Raw genomic sequence first — 20127 nt, 5'->3', positions numbered from 1 at the left:
GTTCCCCGGCGTACTCCTCGGCCAGCGCTTCAATGACCGCGCTGTCGAAACGTTCGCTGCTGAACGTCCAGCCCACGCGCAGTTCGCCGCCATACACCTGACCGTTGAGAGTCAGCCAGTTGCCCAGCGGCGCGTCAGGGCTCTGATCGAGACCGGCATTGTCCGGCGCCGGCACAAACAGCGCGGCGTCATCGCCCTCGAAACTGCCGTCGAACTGGCCGAGATAGTTGAACGTGATGCGCGGTGTCGGCAAGGCGCGCAGGCTCTGCTGTGCCTTTGCATCGCCGAGGTGGCGCAGCGCACCGAAACCGATGCCCTTGTCGGGGATCGAGCGCAGTTGCTCCTTGATCTGTTTGATCGACTCGCCCGCCGTCGCCGCCGGGGTCAGGCGCACCGGGAACAGGCTGGTGAACCAGCCGACGGTGCGGGTCAGATCGACCCCATCGAACAGTTCTTCGCGACCATGGCCTTCGAGCTGAATCAGCGTCGACGCCTGCCCGCTCCAGCGGCCGATGACTCGCGCCAGCGCCGTCAGCAAAAGGTCATTGACCTGAGTGCGATACGCCGCCGGGGCTTCTTGCAGTAGTTGTCGGGTCAAATCGGCGCTCAGACGAGTCTGCACGGTCTGCGCCAAACGGTTTTGCTGACCCGCGTCCACGCGTTTGCACGGCAGATCGGTGCTCACATCGCTCAGGCAGGCTTGCCAGTAGGCCAGTTCCGCCTGCAACGCCGGGCTGTTGGCGTAACGCTGCAAGTGCTCGCCCCAGTCCTTGAAAGCGCTGGTCTTGGACGGCAGGCTCAAAGGCTGATCATTCAGCAATTGCTGATACGCGTTTTGCAGGTCTTCGAGCAGAATTCGCCACGACACCCCGTCCACTGCCAGGTGATGAATCACCAACTGCAAACGCTGAGTGCCGTCGGCCAGGGTCGCCAATACCGCACGCAGCAACGGCCCGTTTTGCAGATCAAGGCTGCGCTGGGCGCGGTTGCCCAAGGCTTCCAGTGCGGCGGCGTCGGTGACGTGTGCTTGCCACAGCAGGTTTTGTGTCAGGTCGTCGACTGCACGATGTTCGGCCTGCCACACGCCATCGCGCGGAGTGAAGCTCAGGCGCAGGGCATCGTGATGGGCGACCAGTGCACGCAGCACATGCTCAAGCTTTTCAGCGTCCAAAAGCTGACGCGGCTTGAGCAGCACCGACTGGTTCCAGTGGTGACGTTCAGGGATGTCATCTTCGAAAAACTGCTGCTGAATCGGCAACAGCAACGCCGCGCCGGTCACCGCTTGTTGATCGATACTCGACTCGTCCTCGCCCAGTTGCGCGACCAGCGCCAGACGCTGCACGGTCTGGTGCTGGAACAGGTCTTTGGGATTGAGACGAATGCCGGCCTGACGGGCGCGGCTGACCACTTGAATCGAAATGATCGAGTCGCCGCCCAGTTCGAAGAAATTGTCGTTGAGGCCCACTTGCGGCAGCTTCAGCACGTCTTGCCAGATCGCCGCCAAGCGCTGTTCCAGCTCGCTTTGTGGTGCCTGATAAGCCTGCTGCGCCTGACTGGCATCCGGAGACGGCAACGCGCTGCGGTTGAGTTTGCCGTTGCCGGTCAGCGGCAGTTGCGCCAGCAGCAACAGGTGCGCCGGGATCATGTGATCCGGCAGGTTTTCCTTGAGTTCGGCGCGCACGCGGTCGCGCCACAGGCCTTGTTCGGCCGGGCTGGCATCGAGCAGTGCGGTATCGCTTGGCACCAGATACGCGACCAGTTGCTGACCACTGAGGCCCGGCTGCGCGAGCACCACGGCTTGGCGCACCGCTGGTTGCTCCAGCAGTTGCGCTTCGATCTCGCCGAGTTCGATGCGGAAGCCGCGAATCTTCACCTGATGGTCGATTCGCCCGATGTATTCGATGACGCCGTCAGCGCGATAACGCGCCAGGTCACCGGTGCGGTACAGACGCCCGCCATCAGCGGCGAACGGATCGGGAATGAAACGCAGAGTGGTCAGATCCGCACGGTTCAGATAACCCCGCGCCAGACCGGCACGCCCGATGTACAGCTCGCCGATACAGCCTTTGGCGACCGGGTTCAGATCACCGTCGAGCAAATACCACGACAGATCCGGAATCGGCTCGCCGATCGGGCTGCCGACATCGCCTTGCAAATCAGCCATCGAAATCGGCCGGTAGGTCACGTGAACGGTGGTTTCGGTGATGCCGTACATGTTGATCAGCTGCGGCGCCTGATCACCGAAACGCTCGAACCACGGGCGCAGGCTCTTGACTTCCAGCGCCTCGCCACCGAATACCACGTAACGCAGCGACGGCTGTTGCGCCGCGTGTTCCGGGGCGCACGCCACTTGCATCAATTGCTTGAACGCCGACGGCGTCTGGTTCAGTACGGTGATGCCTTCGCGGCAGAGCAAGGCGTAGAAATCTTCCGGCGAACGGCTGACCTCGTAAGGCACCACCACCAGTTTGCCGCCGTACAGCAGCGCACCGAAAATCTCCCACACCGAAAAGTCGAAGGCGTAGGAATGGAACAGGCTCCAGACATCCTGCGCGCCAAAATCGAACCACGCACCCGTGGCTTCGAACAGACGCAGCACGTTGCGATGCGCCAGCAAGGTGCCCTTCGGCTGACCGGTGGAACCGGAGGTGTAGATCACGTAAGCCAGGTTGTCCGGGCTCATGCGCACCTGCGGATTGCTATCACTGTAGCCTTCGAAGCCGTCGCGCTCCTGATCGAGCATCAAGCTGCGGACCGAGTCCGGCACCGGCAGACGAGCGAGCAGATGACTTTGGGTCAGCAGCAGCGAGATGCCGCTGTCGCCGATCATGTAGCTCAGGCGTTCTTCCGGGTAGCTCGGGTCAAGCGGCACGTAGGCGCCGCCGGCCTTGAGGATCGCCAGAAGCCCGACCAGCATGTCGAGGCTGCGCTCCACCGCCAGACCGACGCGCACATCCGGGCCGACACCGCTGGCGATCAGTTTGTGGGCCAACTGATTGGCGCGGCTGTTGAGCTCGCCGTAAGTCAGGCATTGCTCGGCACAGGTCACGGCAATCGCTTGCGGTGCGCGGGCAGCCTGGGTTTCGATCAGGTGATGCAGGCACTGCTCGCTCGGGAAATCGGCCACAGCCGGGTTCCATTGCAACAGGGTTGCCGCACGTTCGGCGGCGTCGTGCAGCGGCAGGTCGGCGATGCGCTGGCCGCTGTCGGCAACGATGCCATGCAGCAGATTCGTCCAGTGTTGCGACAGGCGTGCGATAGTCGGTGCGTCGAACAGGTCGGTGGCGTAGGTCAGCTCGGCCCAGACGTTGTCGGTGGATTCAAAAGTGTTCAGGGTCAGATCGAACTGTGCGGTGTTCGACGCCCAGCTCAGGCCTGCAATCTCGATGTTCGGCAAGCGCGTGGCGCCTTGTGCCTGACGGGCCTGGCTCTGGTGGTTGTGCAGCACCTGGAACAACGGACTGTGACTGAGACTGCGCTCCGGTTGCAGCGCGTCGACCAGTTGCTCGAACGGCAGATCCTGATGCGCCTGGGCGCCGAGCACAGTGTTTTTCACTTGTTGCAGCAGGCTGCGGAACGTCTGCTGGCTGTCGAATTCGGCCTTGAGCACCTGCGTGTTGACGAAGAAACCGATCAGCCCTTCAGTCTCGACCCGGTTGCGGTTGGCCACCGGCACACCGACGCGGATATCGGCCTGACCGCTGTAGCGATGCAGCAACGTCTGGAACGACGCCAACAGCAGCGCGAACAGCGTGACGTTTTCACGCTGGGCAACCTGCTTGAGCGCAGTCGCCAGCTCAAGACTCAACGGAATGTCGCGACGGGCACCGCGATAGCTTTGCTCAGGCGGACGCGGACGGTCGGTCGGCAGCTCCAGCAGCGGCTGGTCGCCATCGCCCAGTTGCGCGGTCCAGTAACTCAACTGACGCTCGCGTTCACCGGCGTCCATCCACTGCTTTTGCCAGACCGCGTAATCAGCGTACTGCACCGGCAGCGCTGGCAATTGCACGGTCTTTCCCTGGCTATAAGCGGCGTACAACGCCACCAGCTCATCGACCATGACCGTCATCGACCAGCCATCGGCGACGATGTGGTGCAAGGTGATGACCAGTGCGTGGTCGTCAGCCGCCAGACGCAGCAATTTGACCCGCAACAGCGGGCCTTGTTGAAGATTGAACAGGTGCAGGGTTTCTTCGGCGACCAGCGCTTGCAGCGTGACCTCGTCCAGATCGGCGGCAACATCCTGCACGTGCAGATCCAGCGTTCCATGGGCCTGAATCACTTGCAGGGTCTGGCCCTGCTCTTCGACAAAGCAGGTGCGCAGGGATTCGTGGCGCTCGATCAGGGCATCGAAACTGCGCTGCAACGCTGCCAGATCCAGCTCACCGCGCAGGCGTAGCGCGGCCGGTACGTGATAGGCGGTGCTGGTCGGTTCCAGTTGCCAGAGGAACCATTGGCGCTCCTGAGCATACGAAAGCGCCAGCGGTTGCAGGCGCGGCAACGCGACAATCGGCGGCTCCTGATGCGCCTGATCTACACCGAGCGCGGCGACGAAATCTTTCAGCGTGCTGTGTTCAAACAGCGTACGCAGCGGCACCTGAACGTTCAGCGCTTGGCGCACCCGCGAGACCACCTGGGTGACCAGCAACGAGTGGCCGCCCAGTTCGAAGAAGTTATCGCCCAGGCCCACGCGATCCAGTTTCAGCACCGCTTGCCAGATCTCGGCGACGCTGTGCTGGGTGGCGGTCTGCGGCGCGCTGTAGGTCGATTGCAATTGGCTGGCGTCGGGCGCCGGCAAGGCCTTGCGGTCGACTTTGCCGTTGGGGGTCAGCGGCAGTTGCGCGAGGAACAACAGGTGCGCCGGCACCATGTATTCCGGCAGTTCAGCCTTCAGGCTGGCCTTGAGCGCGGCACGCAAATCGGTGTCCGAAACATCGTTGGCCGATGGCACCACGTAGCCCACCAGTTGCGGGCCGGTGGGGCCGTCCTGCGCGACCACAACGGTTTCGCGCACGCTGTCGAGCGCCAGCAAACGTGCTTCGATTTCGCCCAACTCGATACGGAAACCACGGATTTTCACCTGATGATCGATTCGCCCGATGTATTCGATCACGCCCTCGGCGCGATAGCGGGTCAGGTCGCCGGTGCGGTACAGACGTGCGCCGTTTTTCGAAAACGGATCCGGCACAAAACGTTCGGCGGTCAGGCTCGGGCGCTGGAAATAACCACGGGCTAGGCCATCGCCGCCGATCAGCAGTTCACCCGGTGCGCCGAGCGGATTGAGCTCAAGGTCGCTGCCGAGGATATACAGCGCGGTGTTGTCGATCGGCGTGCCGAGGAACGGACGGCTGTTATCGGCGCTCAGGGCGTGTTGCGCCGACCAGATGGTGGTCTCGGTCGGGCCATAGAGGTTCCACACGCGGGGTGTCAGCGTCAGCATGCGCTGCGCCAGTTCTTGCGACAGCGCTTCACCGCCACAGAGGAACGTGCGGCCATTGAGGATCGCGGCGTGCTCATTGTCGAGCAGCATGCGCCAGGTCGACGGCGTGGCTTGCAGCACACTGACGGCGTGGCGCTCGATCAGTTCGAGCACCGCTTGCGGGTCTTGATGCACGTCTTTGCCGGTCAGCACCACACAGGCACCGGCCAGCAGCGGGCCGTAGATTTCCAGGCCGAAGATATCGAACGAGAAGGTGGTCAGCGACAGCATGCGATCAGTGGCCGCGATCCCCGGTTGCTTGATCATGCTCGCGACAAAGTTGCTCAGCGCCGCATGACGCACCATCACGCCTTTCGGTTTACCGGTGGAACCGGAGGTGTAGATCGTATAGGCCAGATGTTCGCCGTTGACCGCAACGTCCGGCGCGGTCTGTGGATAAGCCGCCAGCCAGTCGCCGGGCTGATCGAGCAACAAAGTTTGCACGCCCGTCGGGATCGGCAACTGTGCCTGCAAGTGCGCTTGGGTCAGCAGCAATTGCAGGCCGCTGTCCTCGATCATGTAGGCCAGACGATCTTCTGGATACGCCGGGTCCAGCGGGACATACGCACCGCCCGCCTTGAGAATCGCCAGCAGGCCAACGATCATTTCGACGCTGCGCTCGACGGCGATGCCGACCAGTTGATCCGCGCCGACACCGGCCTCGATCAGTTTGTGCGCCAGTTGATTGGCCCGGGCATCCAGCTCGCCGTAGGTCAGCACGTCTGCGCCAATGATCAGCGCGGTGGCGTGCGGCGTCTGCTGCGCCTGCAAGGCAAAGTCGCGCTGCACACATTCGGCCTGAGCGCTGTGATCGGCGCTGCGGAACCAGTCCTGCAACAGCACGCCGTGTTCGGCAAGTTCCAGCAATGGCAATTCGCCGACTCGCTGGGTCGGTGCGGCCACGATGCCTCGCAGCAGGTTCTGCCAGTGACGGGCAATGCGTTCGATGGTTTCTGGCTTGAACAGGTCAGTGGCGTAGGTCAGTTCAGCGGCGAAACCGTCGTTGGATTCGTAAGTATTGAGCGTCAGGTCGAACTGCGCGGTGCGCCCTTCCCACTGCACATCCTCGACACTCAACTGCGGCAGTTGCACCGCGCCACGCCCCTGATCACGGCTGTTCTGGTGGTTGAACATCACCTGGAACACCGGGCTGTGGCTCAGGCTGCGCTCCGGTTGCAGCGCTTCGATCAGTTGCTCGAACGGCAGATCCTGATGCGCCTGAGCGTCCATCGCCGCTTGCTTGACCTGCGCCAGCAATCGGTTGAACGGCAGTTGCCCGTTCACCTCGGCATTCAGGACTTGGGTGTTGACGAAGAAACCAATCAGGCCTTCGGTCTCGACGCGGTTGCGGTTGGCGGTCGGCACACCGACGCGAATCTGCGCCTGGCCGCTGTAGCGATGCAGCAACGCCTGGAACGATGCCAGCAACACCATGAACAGGCTCGCGCCTTCGCGCTGGGCCAATTGTTTGAGGGCGTCGCCAAGATCTGCCGGCAAATTCAGTTCGAGCCGCGCACCGCGCAGGCTCTGCACCGCCGGACGGGGAAAATCGATCGGCAACTCCAGCACCGGCTGCTCGCCGTCCAGAGTCTTGACCCAATAAGCCAGTTGCCGCTCACGCTCGCCCGCTTCCAGCCAGTGACGCTGCCAGATCGCGTAGTCGGCGTATTGCACTTCCAGCGCCGGCAACGTCAGCGACTGCCCGCTGGTGTCGGCGGCGTAATGCTGGATCAGCTCGTTGACCAGCACCTTGATCGACCAGCCATCGGAGATGATGTGGTGCTGGATCAGCACCAGCACATGATCGTCCTCCGCGACGTTGAGCAGCGACACCCTCAGCAACGGGCCCTGTTGCAGGTTGAACGGGCGCGCGGTTTCGCTTTCGACGAACGCCTTGATCGCAGCCTCTTCACCAGCGGCATCAAGGCCTTCGGGCAGCGGAATCAGACTGATGTTCAGCGGCAATTGCGGATGAATCACCTGGCAGAAGGTTTCGCCCTGCTCGGCGAACGTGGTGCGCAGACTTTCGTGACGCGCCGCCACGGCATTGAAACTGCGTTCCAGCGCCGCCACCTCCAGCCGCCCCTTGAGGCGCAGGGCGCTGGGGATGTGATACGCGGTGCTGTGCGGGTCCATTTGCCAGAGGAACAATTGACGTTCCTGGGCGTACGACAGAGGAATCGCCGTAAACCCGGAACGTGTTTCCGGGATCGGCAGGTTGGCCGGCGAGACGCCCTCTTCGAGCATCTTTTCCAGGTACAGCTTACGTTTGTCCAGCGGCAGAGTGATAAAGCGCTTGGCTACCCTCAAAGCAACACTCTTGTCCATCAGACTTCCTCCATATCGTCAAGCAGGGCTTCCAGCTTGCTCAGTTTCTGTTCGTTGATTGCCCCGCCTCCTGTATCGAGGTGAGCGACAAAGTCGCTCAGGACGGGGTGCTGGAATAACAGTTGCGGGGTCAGCGTCAGGCCCAGTTCCAGGGCAATGCGCGACACCACGTTGACCGCCAGCAGCGAGTGCCCGCCCAGTTCGAAGAAGTGGTCGTTCAGGCCGATGCGTTGCACTTCGAGCACTTGCTGCCAGATCGCCGCGACCTGCTGCTCAAGCTCACTGTGCGGCGCGACATACGCGGCCTGCATCTGGCTGGCATCGACCGCTGGCAAGGCCTTGCGGTCGAGTTTGCCGTTGGGGGTCAGTGGCAACTGCTCAAGGAACAGCAGGTGCGCGGGAATCATGTAGTCAGGTAACGAAGACTTGAGGCCAGTCTTTAGTCCGTCGCGCAGGAGCCGCTGCGCTTCGCCGTCATACAGATCCAGTGGCGGGGCGACCACATAGGCCACCAGTTGCGCGCCAGCCTCGCCTTCGACGGCCAGCACCGCCGCTTCGGTGACTGCCGGTTGGGCGAGCAATCGCGCCTCGATCTCGCCCAGTTCGATGCGGAATCCACGAATTTTCACCTGATGGTCGATCCGCCCCATGTACTCCAGTTGGCCATCTTCGCGCTCGCGAATCAGGTCACCGGTGCGGTACATGCGCTCACCATTGGCGGCGAGTGGGTTGGGCACGAAGCGCTCGGCGGTCATCGCCGCACGGCCCAGGTAGCCGCGAGTGATGCCGGCGCCGGAGAGGTACAACTCGGCCGACACCCCTTGCGGGACAACGTGCAGATCGGCGTCGAGCAAATGGCTGTTGCTGTGGTCGAGGGCTCGACCAATGCGCGCCTGACCACCGGCACTGCGGCGAGTCCAGGTCGAATAGGTGGTGTCTTCCGACGGGCCGTACAGGTCGTAGACATGCTCGACCGTCGACTGCTGATACAACGCATCCACCAAGCCTTGTTTCAGCGGCTCGCCAGCGAGGTTGATGATCCGCACGCTTGGCGGAATCTGCCCGGCGCGCTGCAACGCAGCAATGGCTGACGGCACAGTGTTGATCAGGCGCACCTGATCGCGGGCTGCCAGTTGCGGCAGCTCCAGGGCATTACGGGCGATGATCAGCGAGCCGCCGTTGGCCAAGGTGACGAACAGCTCCCACACCGACAGATCGAAGCACACCGAGGTCGAAGCCAATACGCCTTGGATGTCGTCGCGGCTGTAGACCTTGGCCGACCACTCGATCAGCGCCATGACGTTGCGATGGGCAATCGCCACGCCTTTTGGCTTGCCGGTGGAGCCCGAGGTGTAGATCACGTAAGCAAGGTTATCCGGCGCGACCGATGTTTGAGGCGCCACAACTGAATAGCTATTCAGCGACACCTGATCCAGCAACAACACTTGCGTTTCGCTCGGCACACTCAGGGTCGCGGCGATCGCTTGCTCGGTCAGCAACACCCGCGCACGGCTGTCTTCGAGCATGTAGGCAACGCGATCCGCCGGGTAATTCGGGTCCAGCGGCACATAGGCGCCACCGGCCTTGAGCACCGCCAACAGGGCGACAAGCAACTGCTCGGAACGCGGCATCGCCACGCCCACCCGCACTTCCGGGCCGACACCCGACTCGATCAGCTTGTGCGCCAGACGATTGGCCTGCACGTCCAGTTCGGCGTAAGTCAGTTGCTCGCTGCCGAAGGTCACCGCCAGTGCATCCGGCGTCGCCGCCACCTGACGGGCGATGCCCTGATGAATGCACAGATCGGTGACGAAATCGGCAGCGATGCCTGGAGTGCTTTCGATCAGGTTCAAGTCGCCGAGCACGCGTTCGCCTGCCTCGGTCATCTGGCTCAGCAGACGCTGCAAATGCGCGCCCAACTGCGCCACGCTGGCGGCGGCAAAGCTGTCGCGCTGATAGCTGAAATGCACCGTCAGTTGCGCGCCCATGTTCACTAGCAGGGTCAACGGATAGTTGGTCTGTTCCTGATTGGCCACCGCGCCGAAGCGCAAGCCTTGCGGTGCGCCACGTTCCAGCGCTTCGGCAATCGGGTAGTTCTCGAACACCATCAGGCTGTCGAACAGCGCATCACCGCCCTGCCCGGCCCAGCGCTGAATATCCGCCAATGGCGTGTGTTCGAACTCGCGCGATGCCAGATTCTGCGCCTGCACCCCTTGCAGCCAACTGGCCAGACTCTGCTGTGCTTGCGGCGCGGCAACCACCGGCAAGGTGTTGATGAACAGACCGATCTGCGCTTCAGCACCCGGAAGATCCGCCGGGCGCCCGGCAACAGTGGCGCCGAACGCCACACAGTCTTTGCCGGTGTAACGCTGCAACAGCAACAGCCATGCGGCTTGCACCACGGTGTTGACCGTGACCTTCGCGGCTCGGGCAAACTCACCCAGACGCTGAGTCAGATCCGCGTCCAACACTTGGTAATGATCGCCATAACCGACGCTCGGCAAGCCGTCATGCGGCCGCGCGATGGCAGTGGCCAGACGCGTTGGTTCTTGCAGGTTGTTCAGCGTCGCCAGCCAGTAGGCTTCGGCCGCCGCATTGTCCTGACGCTGCAGCCAGCCGATGTAATCGCGATAGCGGCCCGCCGGACGCGCCACCGCTTCGCCGCGATAATGCTGCAACACTTCGCCGAGCAACTGCGCACTGCTCCAGCCATCCATCAGGATGTGATGATTGGTGTAGATCAGGTGATGACGATCAGTCGCGGTGCGCACCAGCACCAAACGCAGCAGCGGCGCGCAGGTCAGGTCCAGACCCAGTGCACGTTCTTCGTCAGCGAGCGTTTGCAGCGCTGCGTCCAGCCCGGTTTTGCCGTGCCAGTCGAGCACGCTGAACGGCACCTCGACCTGACGAAGCACCACTTGCACCGGTTGCGGCAAATTGCCCTGCCAGAAGAACCCGGTGCGCAGAATGTCATGGGCATCCACCACCGCTTGCCACGCCGCGCGGAAACGTTGCGGATCGACGCCGTCGACGTCCAGACGCATCTGGTTGATGTAATCGCCGTTGCCGTGTTCGAGCAACGTATGGAACAACATGCCCTGCTGCATCGGCGACAGCGGATAGATGTCGTCGATGGACTGCGGTTCAAGAACCAGCACATCGAGCTGCGTCTGCGACAGTTGCGCCAGCGGGAAGTCCGACGGTGTCACGCCACGGTTGGCGTTGTCGCAGCAATGGCCGATCAGCGCCGTCAATTCCTGCACGTAATCATCGGCCAGCCGCTGGATGGTCGCCGCGTCGAACATCCCGCCGCTGTAGGTCCAGCTCAGGTCCAGCTCACCGCCGAAGACTTTGCCGTTCAGCGCCAGCGGGTTGCCCAGCGGGCCCTGCAGATTGACTTCAGCACCGCCGGACTCGCTGGTCGGCGCGAACAACGCGTCGTCAGCGGCGTCGAAGCTGCCGTCGAACTGGCCCAGATAGTTGAAGGTCAGGCGTGGTGCCGGCAAGGCTTGCAAGGTCTGGCGAGCCTGCTCATCGCCCAGATGCGCCAGCGCACCAAAGCCGATGCCTTTGTGCGGAATCGCCCGCAGTTGTTCCTTGACCTGCTTGAGTGACGCACCCAGCTCTGCGACCGGCGAGAGTCGCGCCGGGAACACACTGGTGAACCAGCCGACAGTGCGCGTCAGGTCGACGCTGTCGAACAGATCTTCGCGACCGTGGCCTTCAAGCAATACCAGCGCGTGGTCAGCACCGGTCCAGCGCACCATCACCCGCGCCAGAGCCGTCAGCAGCAGATCGTTGACCTGGGTGCGATACGCCGCCGGCGCATCCTGCAACAACTGTCGGGTCAGAGATTTGTCTAGCTTGCTGTGAAGCGTCAGTGCCTGATCGTGCTGCTGGCCGCCGTTCCGACGATCATAAGGCAAAGCGGCAGAAGCGCCTTGCAACTGCTGCTGCCAGAAGCCCAGTTCAGCCTGCAACGCAGGGCTGGCCGCGTAGTCCTGCAACGCCGCCGCCCAGGCTTTGACCGCACTGGTCTTGGCCGGCAATTGCACGGTATGGCCCGCGGCAATCTGCCGATAAACATTTTGCAGATCTTCAAACAGAATCCGCCACGACACGCCATCGACCACCAGGTGATGGACGATCAGCAACAGGCGCTGGCTGCCATCGGCCAGGTTCGCCAGCACCGCGCGAATCAGCGAGCCACCGCTCAATTGCAAGCTGCGCTGAGCCTTGTCGCCCAAGACCTCAAGCGTTGCGAGGTCGGCAACATCGACTTGCCAGAGGATGGTTTCACCCGCTTGGGTTGCGACGTCGCGGTACTGCGCCGACCAGCCATCCGCCTGCTCGACATAGTCCAGACGCAAGCTGTCGTGATGCAACACCAGCGCATCCAGCGCTTGTTCAAGCACGTGGGCATCCAGTGTCTGATTCGGCCTGAGCATCACCGACTGGTTCCAGTGATGACGGTCGGGAATCGACTGAGCAAAGAACTCCTGATGAATCGGCAACAGCGCCGTGCGGCCGGTGACCGGTTGCTGATCGATCAACTGCAACGCTTCGCCCGTCTGCGCGACAACGGCCAACGCCTGAATGGTCTGGTGCTGGAACAGGTCTTTGGGCGTAAAGCGAATACCCGCCTGCCGCGCACGGCTGACCACTTGAATCGAAATGATCGAATCGCCGCCCAGCTCAAAGAAGTTGTCGCTGATGCCGACTTGCTCAAGCTTGAGCACGTCTTGCCAGATCGTCGCCAGTTGTTGCTCCAGCGCGCTCTGTGGGGCGACATAGGTTTGTTGCAGTTGGCTGACATCCGGTTTCGGCAGATTCTTGCGGTCGAGCTTGCCGTTCGGCGTCAGCGGCATGCGTTCCAGACGCAACACATACGCCGGCACCATGTGCGCCGGCAAGGTAGCCTTGAGCTGCGCACGCAGGTCTTCAGTGAAGTCCGCGCGGTCAGAATCGCCCACCACATAGGCAACCAGACGCTTGCCGCTACCGGCGCTGCCTTCCTGGGCCACGACCACTGCTTCACGCACGCCGTCGAGCGCTTGCAGGGCGGCTTCGACTTCACCGAGCTCAATGCGGAAACCGCGGATCTTCACCTGATTGTCGATGCGATCCAGATAGTCGAACGTGCCGTCGGCGCGCTGGCGAACGAGGTCACCGGTGCGATAGAGCAAGCCGCCAGTGCTGCTGAAAGGGTTAGCGACAAAGCGCTCGGCGGTCAGCCCCGGACGATTCAGATAACCCCGGGCCAGACCCGTGCCACCCAGATACAGTTCACCGGCCATGCCCTGCTGCAGCAGGTTCAGATCGGCGTCGAGCACATAAGCGCTGCGATCACCGATGCGGCTGCCGATAGGCGCGTAAGCGGCACCGCACGGCACCTCGCGACCGGCCTTCCAGATCAGCGGCGTGACCACGGTTTCGGTCGGGCCATAACCGTTGATGATGTAGTCCGGGTCGAGCGCACGTTTGACCCGCTCGAAACTGGCGTTCGGCACCGCGTCACCGCCGAAGCAGTAAATGCGCACGTTGGGTGGGTTGCCGACGCGCTCGGCGTGTTCGGCCAGTTGTTGCAGGTACACCGGCGGGAACGCGACCACCGTCACGCCGTGTTCAATCATGGCGTTGTAGGTCTGCTCCGGCGTCCACAGGCTGTCATCGCGGATCAGCAACGAGGCGCCGTGGGTCAGGCTGGTCAGCCAGCGCTCATGGGCGCCGTCGAAAGCGAACGACATGAAGTGGAATTCGCAATCGCTGTCGCGCATTTCATAACGCTGACCGATGGCCTGGCAGTGCATGGCCAACGGGCCGTGAGCGACGCTGACGCCTTTCGGATTACCGGTGGAACCGGAGGTGTAAATCACATACGCGAGGTTGTGCGGATCAAGTTGCACCTGGGGCGCGTTGATCGGCCATTCGCGCAGGTCGAGGCGATCCAGCTCCAACAATGGCACCGATTCGGCTACGGGCAATTGCGCCGACACCGACGAGTCGCTGAGCAACAGCGCCAGCCCCGAATCTTCGATCAGATAAGCCAGACGTTCACGCGGATAGCTGGTGTCCAGCGGCACGTAGGCGCCGCCAGCCTTGAGCACCGCCAGCAGCGCGACGATCACCGCCTCACTGCGCGGCAGGGCCACACCGACGCGGGTTTCCGGGCCGACACCACGGGCGATCAGCGCGTGGGCCAATTGGTTGGCGCGCTGATCGATTTCGCCATAGCTGAAGCGCTGACCGTTGAAGATCACCGCCGTGCGTTGCGGATTTTCGCCGGCCAAAGCGGCAATACGCTGATGCACGCCTTTGTCCACCGGGTATGGCTGCGGATGGTTTTCAGCTTGCTGGCGCGCCTGCTCGTCAGCGCTGGCCAAAGCGATTTCGCCGAGGTTGCGTTCAGCCGACACGGCAAACTGCTCGAGCAATTGCAGCAGATGCGCACTGATGCCTTCGATCACGTCACTGGTGAACTGGCCACGGTCGAAGCTGTAATGCAGCGCCAGTTGCTGACCCAATGTCACGGCAACGCTAAGCGCATAGTGCGTCTGCTCAAGATTGCCCACGTCACCGAACACCAGCCCTTGCCCGGCCTGACTCAGCGCCTGGGCAATCGGGTAGTTTTCGAACACCAGAATGTTGTCGAACAGCGCCTCGCCGCCCTGCCCCGCCCAGCGCTGAATATCCGCCAGCGGCGTGTGTTCGAAGTCGCGCAGGCTGAGGTTCTGCGCCTGCACCGCTTGCAGCCAGTGGCCGACAGTCTGATCCGGACGCGGCGCGCCGATCACCGGCAACGTGTTGATGAACAGACCGACCTGTTGCTCGATGCCCGGCAGATCCGCCGGGCGCCCGGCCACGGTGGCGCCGAACGCCACCGCTTCGTGACCGGTGTAGCGTTGCAGCAACAGCAGCCACGCGGCTTGCACCAAGGTATTGACGGTGACTTTCTGCTGCCGGGCAAACGCTTCCAGCGCCTGAGTACGCGGCACATCCAGCGTCAGGTATTGGTCACTGTGACCACTGAGGTTTTCCCCGCCGGTAGCGGCGCGGGCCAGTCGGGTCGGCTCTTGCAGCGCAGCCAGTTGCCCGCTCCAGAAGTCCTGACTGAGTTGGCCGTCCTGACGTTGCAGCCAGGCGATGTAGTCGCGATAACGGCCACCACCGCTTACCGGCGTGCGGCCGCTGTAGCGCTGCAAGACTTCGCCGAGCAACTGCGAGTTGCTCCAGCCATCCATGAGGATGTGGTGGTGGGTGTAAATCAGGTGCCATTGCTCGGCGCCGGTCTGCACCAGCACCAGCCGTAGCAACGGCGCACAGGTCAGATCAAAGCCCTGCTGACGCTCGGCGTCGGCCAGCGCTGCGAGGGCCGCTGGCTGGTTGTCTCGGCTGCGCCAGTCCAGCGTGGTGAACGGCAACTGCACCTGCTTGTGCACGATCTGCAGCGGCTGCGCCAGTTCGCCCTGCCAGACGAACCCGCTGCGCAGAATATCCTGCGCATCAACGGTGGCCTGCCACGCCGCGCGGAAGCGCTCGGGATCAACGCCTTGCACATCGACGCGCAACTGGTTGATGTATTCGCCCGCCGCCTGCTCGTAGAGGGTGTGGAATAGCAAACCTTGTTGCATCGGCGACAGTGGATAAAGGTCATCGAGCTGACCGGCCGGCACCGGCAGCGCATCGAGTTGCGCCTGAGTGACCTGCGCCAGCGGGAAGTCCGACGGCGTCGCTTGCGCGGCTTGCAAGGTGCAGCAATGTTCGATCAACACGTGCAACTCGCTGGCGTAATCATCCACCAGTTTCTGCACGGTCGCGCTGTCGAACATCTCGCGGCTGAAGCCCCAGCTCATCGACAGTTCGCCGCCGTACACCTGACCTTCCACCGTTAGCCAGTTGGCCAGCGGCGCTGCCGGGTCCTGTGCGACACCGCTGGTTTCAGCGGACGGTACGAACAGCGCCGCGTCGTCGAACTGACGATCGAACTGACCAAGATAGTTGAAGGTAATGCGTGGCGGCGGCAGCTGCGCCAGTTCGGCGCGCACCGACGGTGCTGCGAGATAACGCAGCACGCCATAGCCCAGACCTTTGTCCGGCACCGCGCGCAGTTGCTCCTTGATCGACTTGATTGAGCCATCGAGATCGTCGGCGGCGCTCAGGTTGACCGCGAACAGGCTGGTGAACCAGCCTACGGTGCGACTCAAGTCGACGTCATCGAACAAGTCTTCGCGGCCATGGCCTTCGAGCTCGATCAGCGTGCCCGGTTGTTGGGTCCAGCGGCTGATGGTGCGCGCCAGCGCGGTCAGCAGCAGATCGTTGACCTGCGTGCGATACGCTGCCGGCGCCTGTTGCAGCAGTTGCCGGGTGCGCTCGGCATCGAGGCGCCACTCGATTTTCTCGCCATGCAGGTTCTGCAGGCTGCCCTGCGGGCGTTCGCACGGCAGATCCTGCGCATCCTGATGCTGGGTTTTCCAATAACTCAGTTGGGTGTCGAAGCGTGATGCTTGGCTTTCGAGGCGCGTCGTCCAGCTCTGGAAGGACGTGGTTTTTGCCGGCAACTGAATGCCGCCCCCCGCCGCCAGTTGTTCATAAGCCTGCTGCACATCTTCCAGCAGCACTCGCCAGGAAACCCCGTCCACCACCAGGTGGTGAATGATCAGCGCCAGACGCTGACTGCCATCCGCCAAGTTCACCAGCAACGCGCGCAGCAGCGGGCCGTTGTGCAGATCAAGACTGCGCTGGGCTTCGTTGCACAAGGCGTTCAACTGCTCGACGGATTCGGCATCGCGCTGCCACACGTCAGCGCTTGCAACCGGCGCGCCGTGGCTTTGCTGCCAGCCTTCGGCGTTTTCGACAAAACGCAGGCGCAAGGCATCGTGATGGTTGATGACATGCGCCAGCGCTGCATCGAGCCACTGCGCATTCAATGGTTCACGCGGGGTCAGCAGCAGCGACTGGTTCCAGTGCTCACGCACCGGCATCGTCCGGCTGAAGAAGTGTTGCTGGATCGGCCCGAGTACGGCGGCGCCGGTTACCGGCCCTTGATCCACCGAGGTCTGGTTGTCCAGCGTGGCCACCAGCGCGAGGCTGCGCACGGTCTGGTACTGGAACAGATCGCGCGGGCTGACACGGATCCCGGCCTGCCGCGCCCGGCTGACCACTTGGATGGAGATGATCGAGTCGCCGCCCAGCGCGAAGAAGTTATCTTCGAGGCCGACGCGTTCCAGGCCCAGCACGTCTTCCCAGATCGCCGCCAAGGCTTTTTGCAGCACATCCTGCGGCGCAACGAAGGCTTGTTGCGGTGCGGCGTCCGGTTGCGGCAGGGCCTTGCGATCCAGTTTGCCGTTGGCGGTGACCGGCAGTTTGTCCAGGGTCAGCAGGTAGGTCGGGACCATGAATTCCGGCAGACTGCCCAGCAGCCAGGCCTTGACGTCCTGCTGCCATTGCTCGTCTGGCTGAGCGGTTTCCAGCACCAGATAAGCCACCAGATGCTTGCCGCCCTGCACCAGCACCACCGCTTCGCGCACCAGCGGGTGCTGCATCAGGCGGGTTTCGATTTCACCGAGTTCGATGCGCAAGCCACGCAACTTCACCTGATGGTCGAGACGGCCCAGGTATTCGATCACGCCGTCGGCGCGCTGACGCACACGGTCACCGGTGCGGTACAGGCGCGCGCCGTCGTGGAACGGGCACGGCACAAAACGTTCGGCGGTCAGTGCCGGACGCTGGTGATAACTGCGTGCCAGCCCGGCGCCGCCCAGATACAGTTCGCCAGCCACGCCACTTGGCACCGGCAACAGCTCGGCGTCGAGCACGTGGGTGCGCAGGTTGGCAATCGGTCGACCGATCGGCACGCTGTCGGCGCCTTCGTCGACGCAGGTCCAGTGGGTGACGTCGATCGCCGCTTCGGTCGGACCGTAGAGGTTGTAGAGGCCGGCGTTCGGCAGCTTGGCGAAGACTTGCAGTTGCGCATCCAGCGGTAACGCTTCACCGCTGCAGACAATGCGCTTGAGCCCCGTGCACGTCTCGACGCCCGGTTCGTGAATGAACGCCTGCAACATCGACGGCACAAAGTGCAGCGTGCTGATGCCGTAGCGGTTGATGGTGTCGATCAGTTGCAGCGGATCGCGGTGTGCCCCCGGCGCGGCGACGACCAGTCGCGCACCGGTGAGCAGCGGCCAGAAGAACTCCCAGACCGATACGTCGAAACTGAACGGGGTTTTCTGCAACACCGAATCACTGGCGTCAAGCGCATAGGCTTGCTGCATCCAGCACAAGCGGTTAACCAGCGCCGCGTGGCTGTTGCCCGCACCTTTGGGCTTGCCGGTGGAGCCGGAGGTGTAAATCACATACGCAAGATTCAACGGATCGACGCAGACCTCGGGACGGCTCTCACTGTAGCCATCGAGCAGGCCCGGCTGATCCAGCGTAATGACCTGCACGCCATCAGTTGGCAGCGCCGCCAACAGCGCGCTTTGCGTCAGCAACAAGGTGATGCCGCTGTCCTCGATCATGTAGGCCAGACGTTCCTGCGGGTACTCCGGGTCCAGCGGCACATAGGCGCCACCGGCCTTGAGAATGGCCAGCAGGCCGACGACCATTTCCAGCGAGCGCTGGGCGCAGATGCCAACCAGACTGTCCGCCCGCACGCCCTGCTCACGCAGCAGATGCGCCAGACGATTGGCCCGGGCATCCACTTCGGCGTAGCTCAGGGTCTGCTCACCGAACACCAGCGCTGGCGCGTCGGGCGTGCGCGCAACCTGTGCTTCGATCAGTTGATGAATTGGCTGCTCGATTGGATAAGCCGTCGAAGTGTCGTTCCAGAGGCGCACCAGTGTGTGCTGTTCATCAGCCTCCAGCAGTGGCAACTCGCCGACGCGCTGCGACTGATCGGCGACCATCGCTGTCAGCAAACGCAGCCAGTGGCGAGCCATGCGCTCGATGGTCGCGGCGTCGAACAGGTCGCTGGCGTAGGTCAGCGCGGCGTGCAACTTGCCGCCCTTTTCGTAGGTGTCCAGGGTCAGGTCGAACTGGGTGGTGCGGCTCTGCCAGTCGAGACTGCTCAGCGCCAGACCCGAAGCGGTGCTGAGCGTGGCGACATCGGCGACGTGCGGCTGGTGGTTGTACATCACCTGGAACAACGGCGTGTGGCTGAGGCTGCGTTCCAGTTTCAGCGCTTCGACCAGTTGCTCGAACGGCAGATCCTGATGGGCCTGGGCTCCGAGGGCGGTTTCCTTGATGGCGCGCAGCAGATCGTCGACACGGGTCTGGCCGTCCAGTTGCGTGCGCAGTACCTGGGTGTTGACGAAGAAACCGATCAGGCCTTCGATTTCTCCACGGTTACGGTTGGCAATCGGCACGCCGACACGGATGTCGGTCTGGCCGGTGTAGCGATGCAGCAGCGCATTGAACGCGCCGAGCAAGAGCATGAACAACGTCACTTGATGCTGCTGCGCGGTGTTGCGCAGTTGCTCGGCCAACGGCGCGTCGACGGCAAATTCGTAGCGGGTGCCGCGATAGCTCGGCATCGCTGGACGTGAATGATCCAGCGGCAATTCCAGCACCGGATGTTCGTCGCCCAGTTGTGCCTGCCAGTAATCGAGTTGGCGCGCCTGCTCGCCGGCCTCCAGCCAGCGGCGCTGCCACAAGGCATAGTCGCTGTACTGAATCGGCAGCGGCGCCAGTTGCGGCTGCTGGCCGCCATCGAACGCGTCGTAGCAGCGGATGAACTCATCGATCAGCACGTTCATCGACCAGCCATCGGAAACGATGTGGTGCAAGGTCAGCAGCAGCACATGCTCCTGTTCAGCCAGTTTGAGCAGCGTCACCCGCAACAGCGGCCCAACCGCCAGATCAAATGGCAACACCGATTGTTGTTCCGCTGCGCGGACAACCGCCTGCTCACGCTCGACGGCCGGCAGGCCCGTGAAATCCTCAACGTTGATGACCAGCGGTGCCGCCGCCGGCACCTGCAGCAGGTTGTCATCGGCTTGGCGCTCGAACACCGTGCGCAGGGTTTCATGGCGCTCGACCAGACTGGCAAACGCTTGCTCCAGTGCGCGACGGTTCAACTGCCCGCTCAGACGCACCGCGCCCGGCAGGTTGTAGGCACCGCTGTGCGGATCGAGTTGCCAGAGAAACCACATACGTCGTTGCGCGTAGGACAGCGCCTGACGATCCTCGGCCTCAACGCCGGCGGGAATCGGAAACCGGGCGAAATCAACGCCCTCCTTGTGCAGGGCCGCAAGGAACATCTGGCGCTTTTCCAGGGGCAACCCGATAAACCGGCGAGCGAGTTTCAAGGAGTCTTCTGCATTCAT

At 62.9% G+C, this 20127-nt stretch carries 2 protein-coding genes (1 of these 2 only partly in view); both read right to left on the bottom strand.

Annotated features, from left to right (window positions below; all coding sequences use genetic code 11):
- Positions 1–7807 carry the 5' portion of a non-ribosomal peptide synthase/polyketide synthase gene (locus tag PSH79_RS09515; RefSeq protein ID WP_305442333.1) on the bottom strand. The gene continues 7184 nt to the left of window position 1, outside the view, so 7807 of the gene's 14991 nt are visible here — the first part of the coding sequence; the start codon lies at positions 7805–7807; its stop codon lies beyond the left edge, outside the window.
- Positions 7807–20127: a non-ribosomal peptide synthase/polyketide synthase gene (locus tag PSH79_RS09510; protein WP_305442332.1), complete on the bottom strand. Its 12321-nt coding sequence runs from the start codon at positions 20125–20127 to the stop codon at positions 7807–7809. Before PSH79_RS09510 ends, PSH79_RS09515 begins: the two co-directional genes overlap by 1 nt.

Origin of the sequence: Pseudomonas sp. FP2196, from assembly GCF_030687715.1 — a bacterium.
Classification (GTDB): domain Bacteria; phylum Pseudomonadota; class Gammaproteobacteria; order Pseudomonadales; family Pseudomonadaceae; genus Aquipseudomonas.
This window is presented reverse-complemented; position numbering and strand designations above follow the sequence as displayed.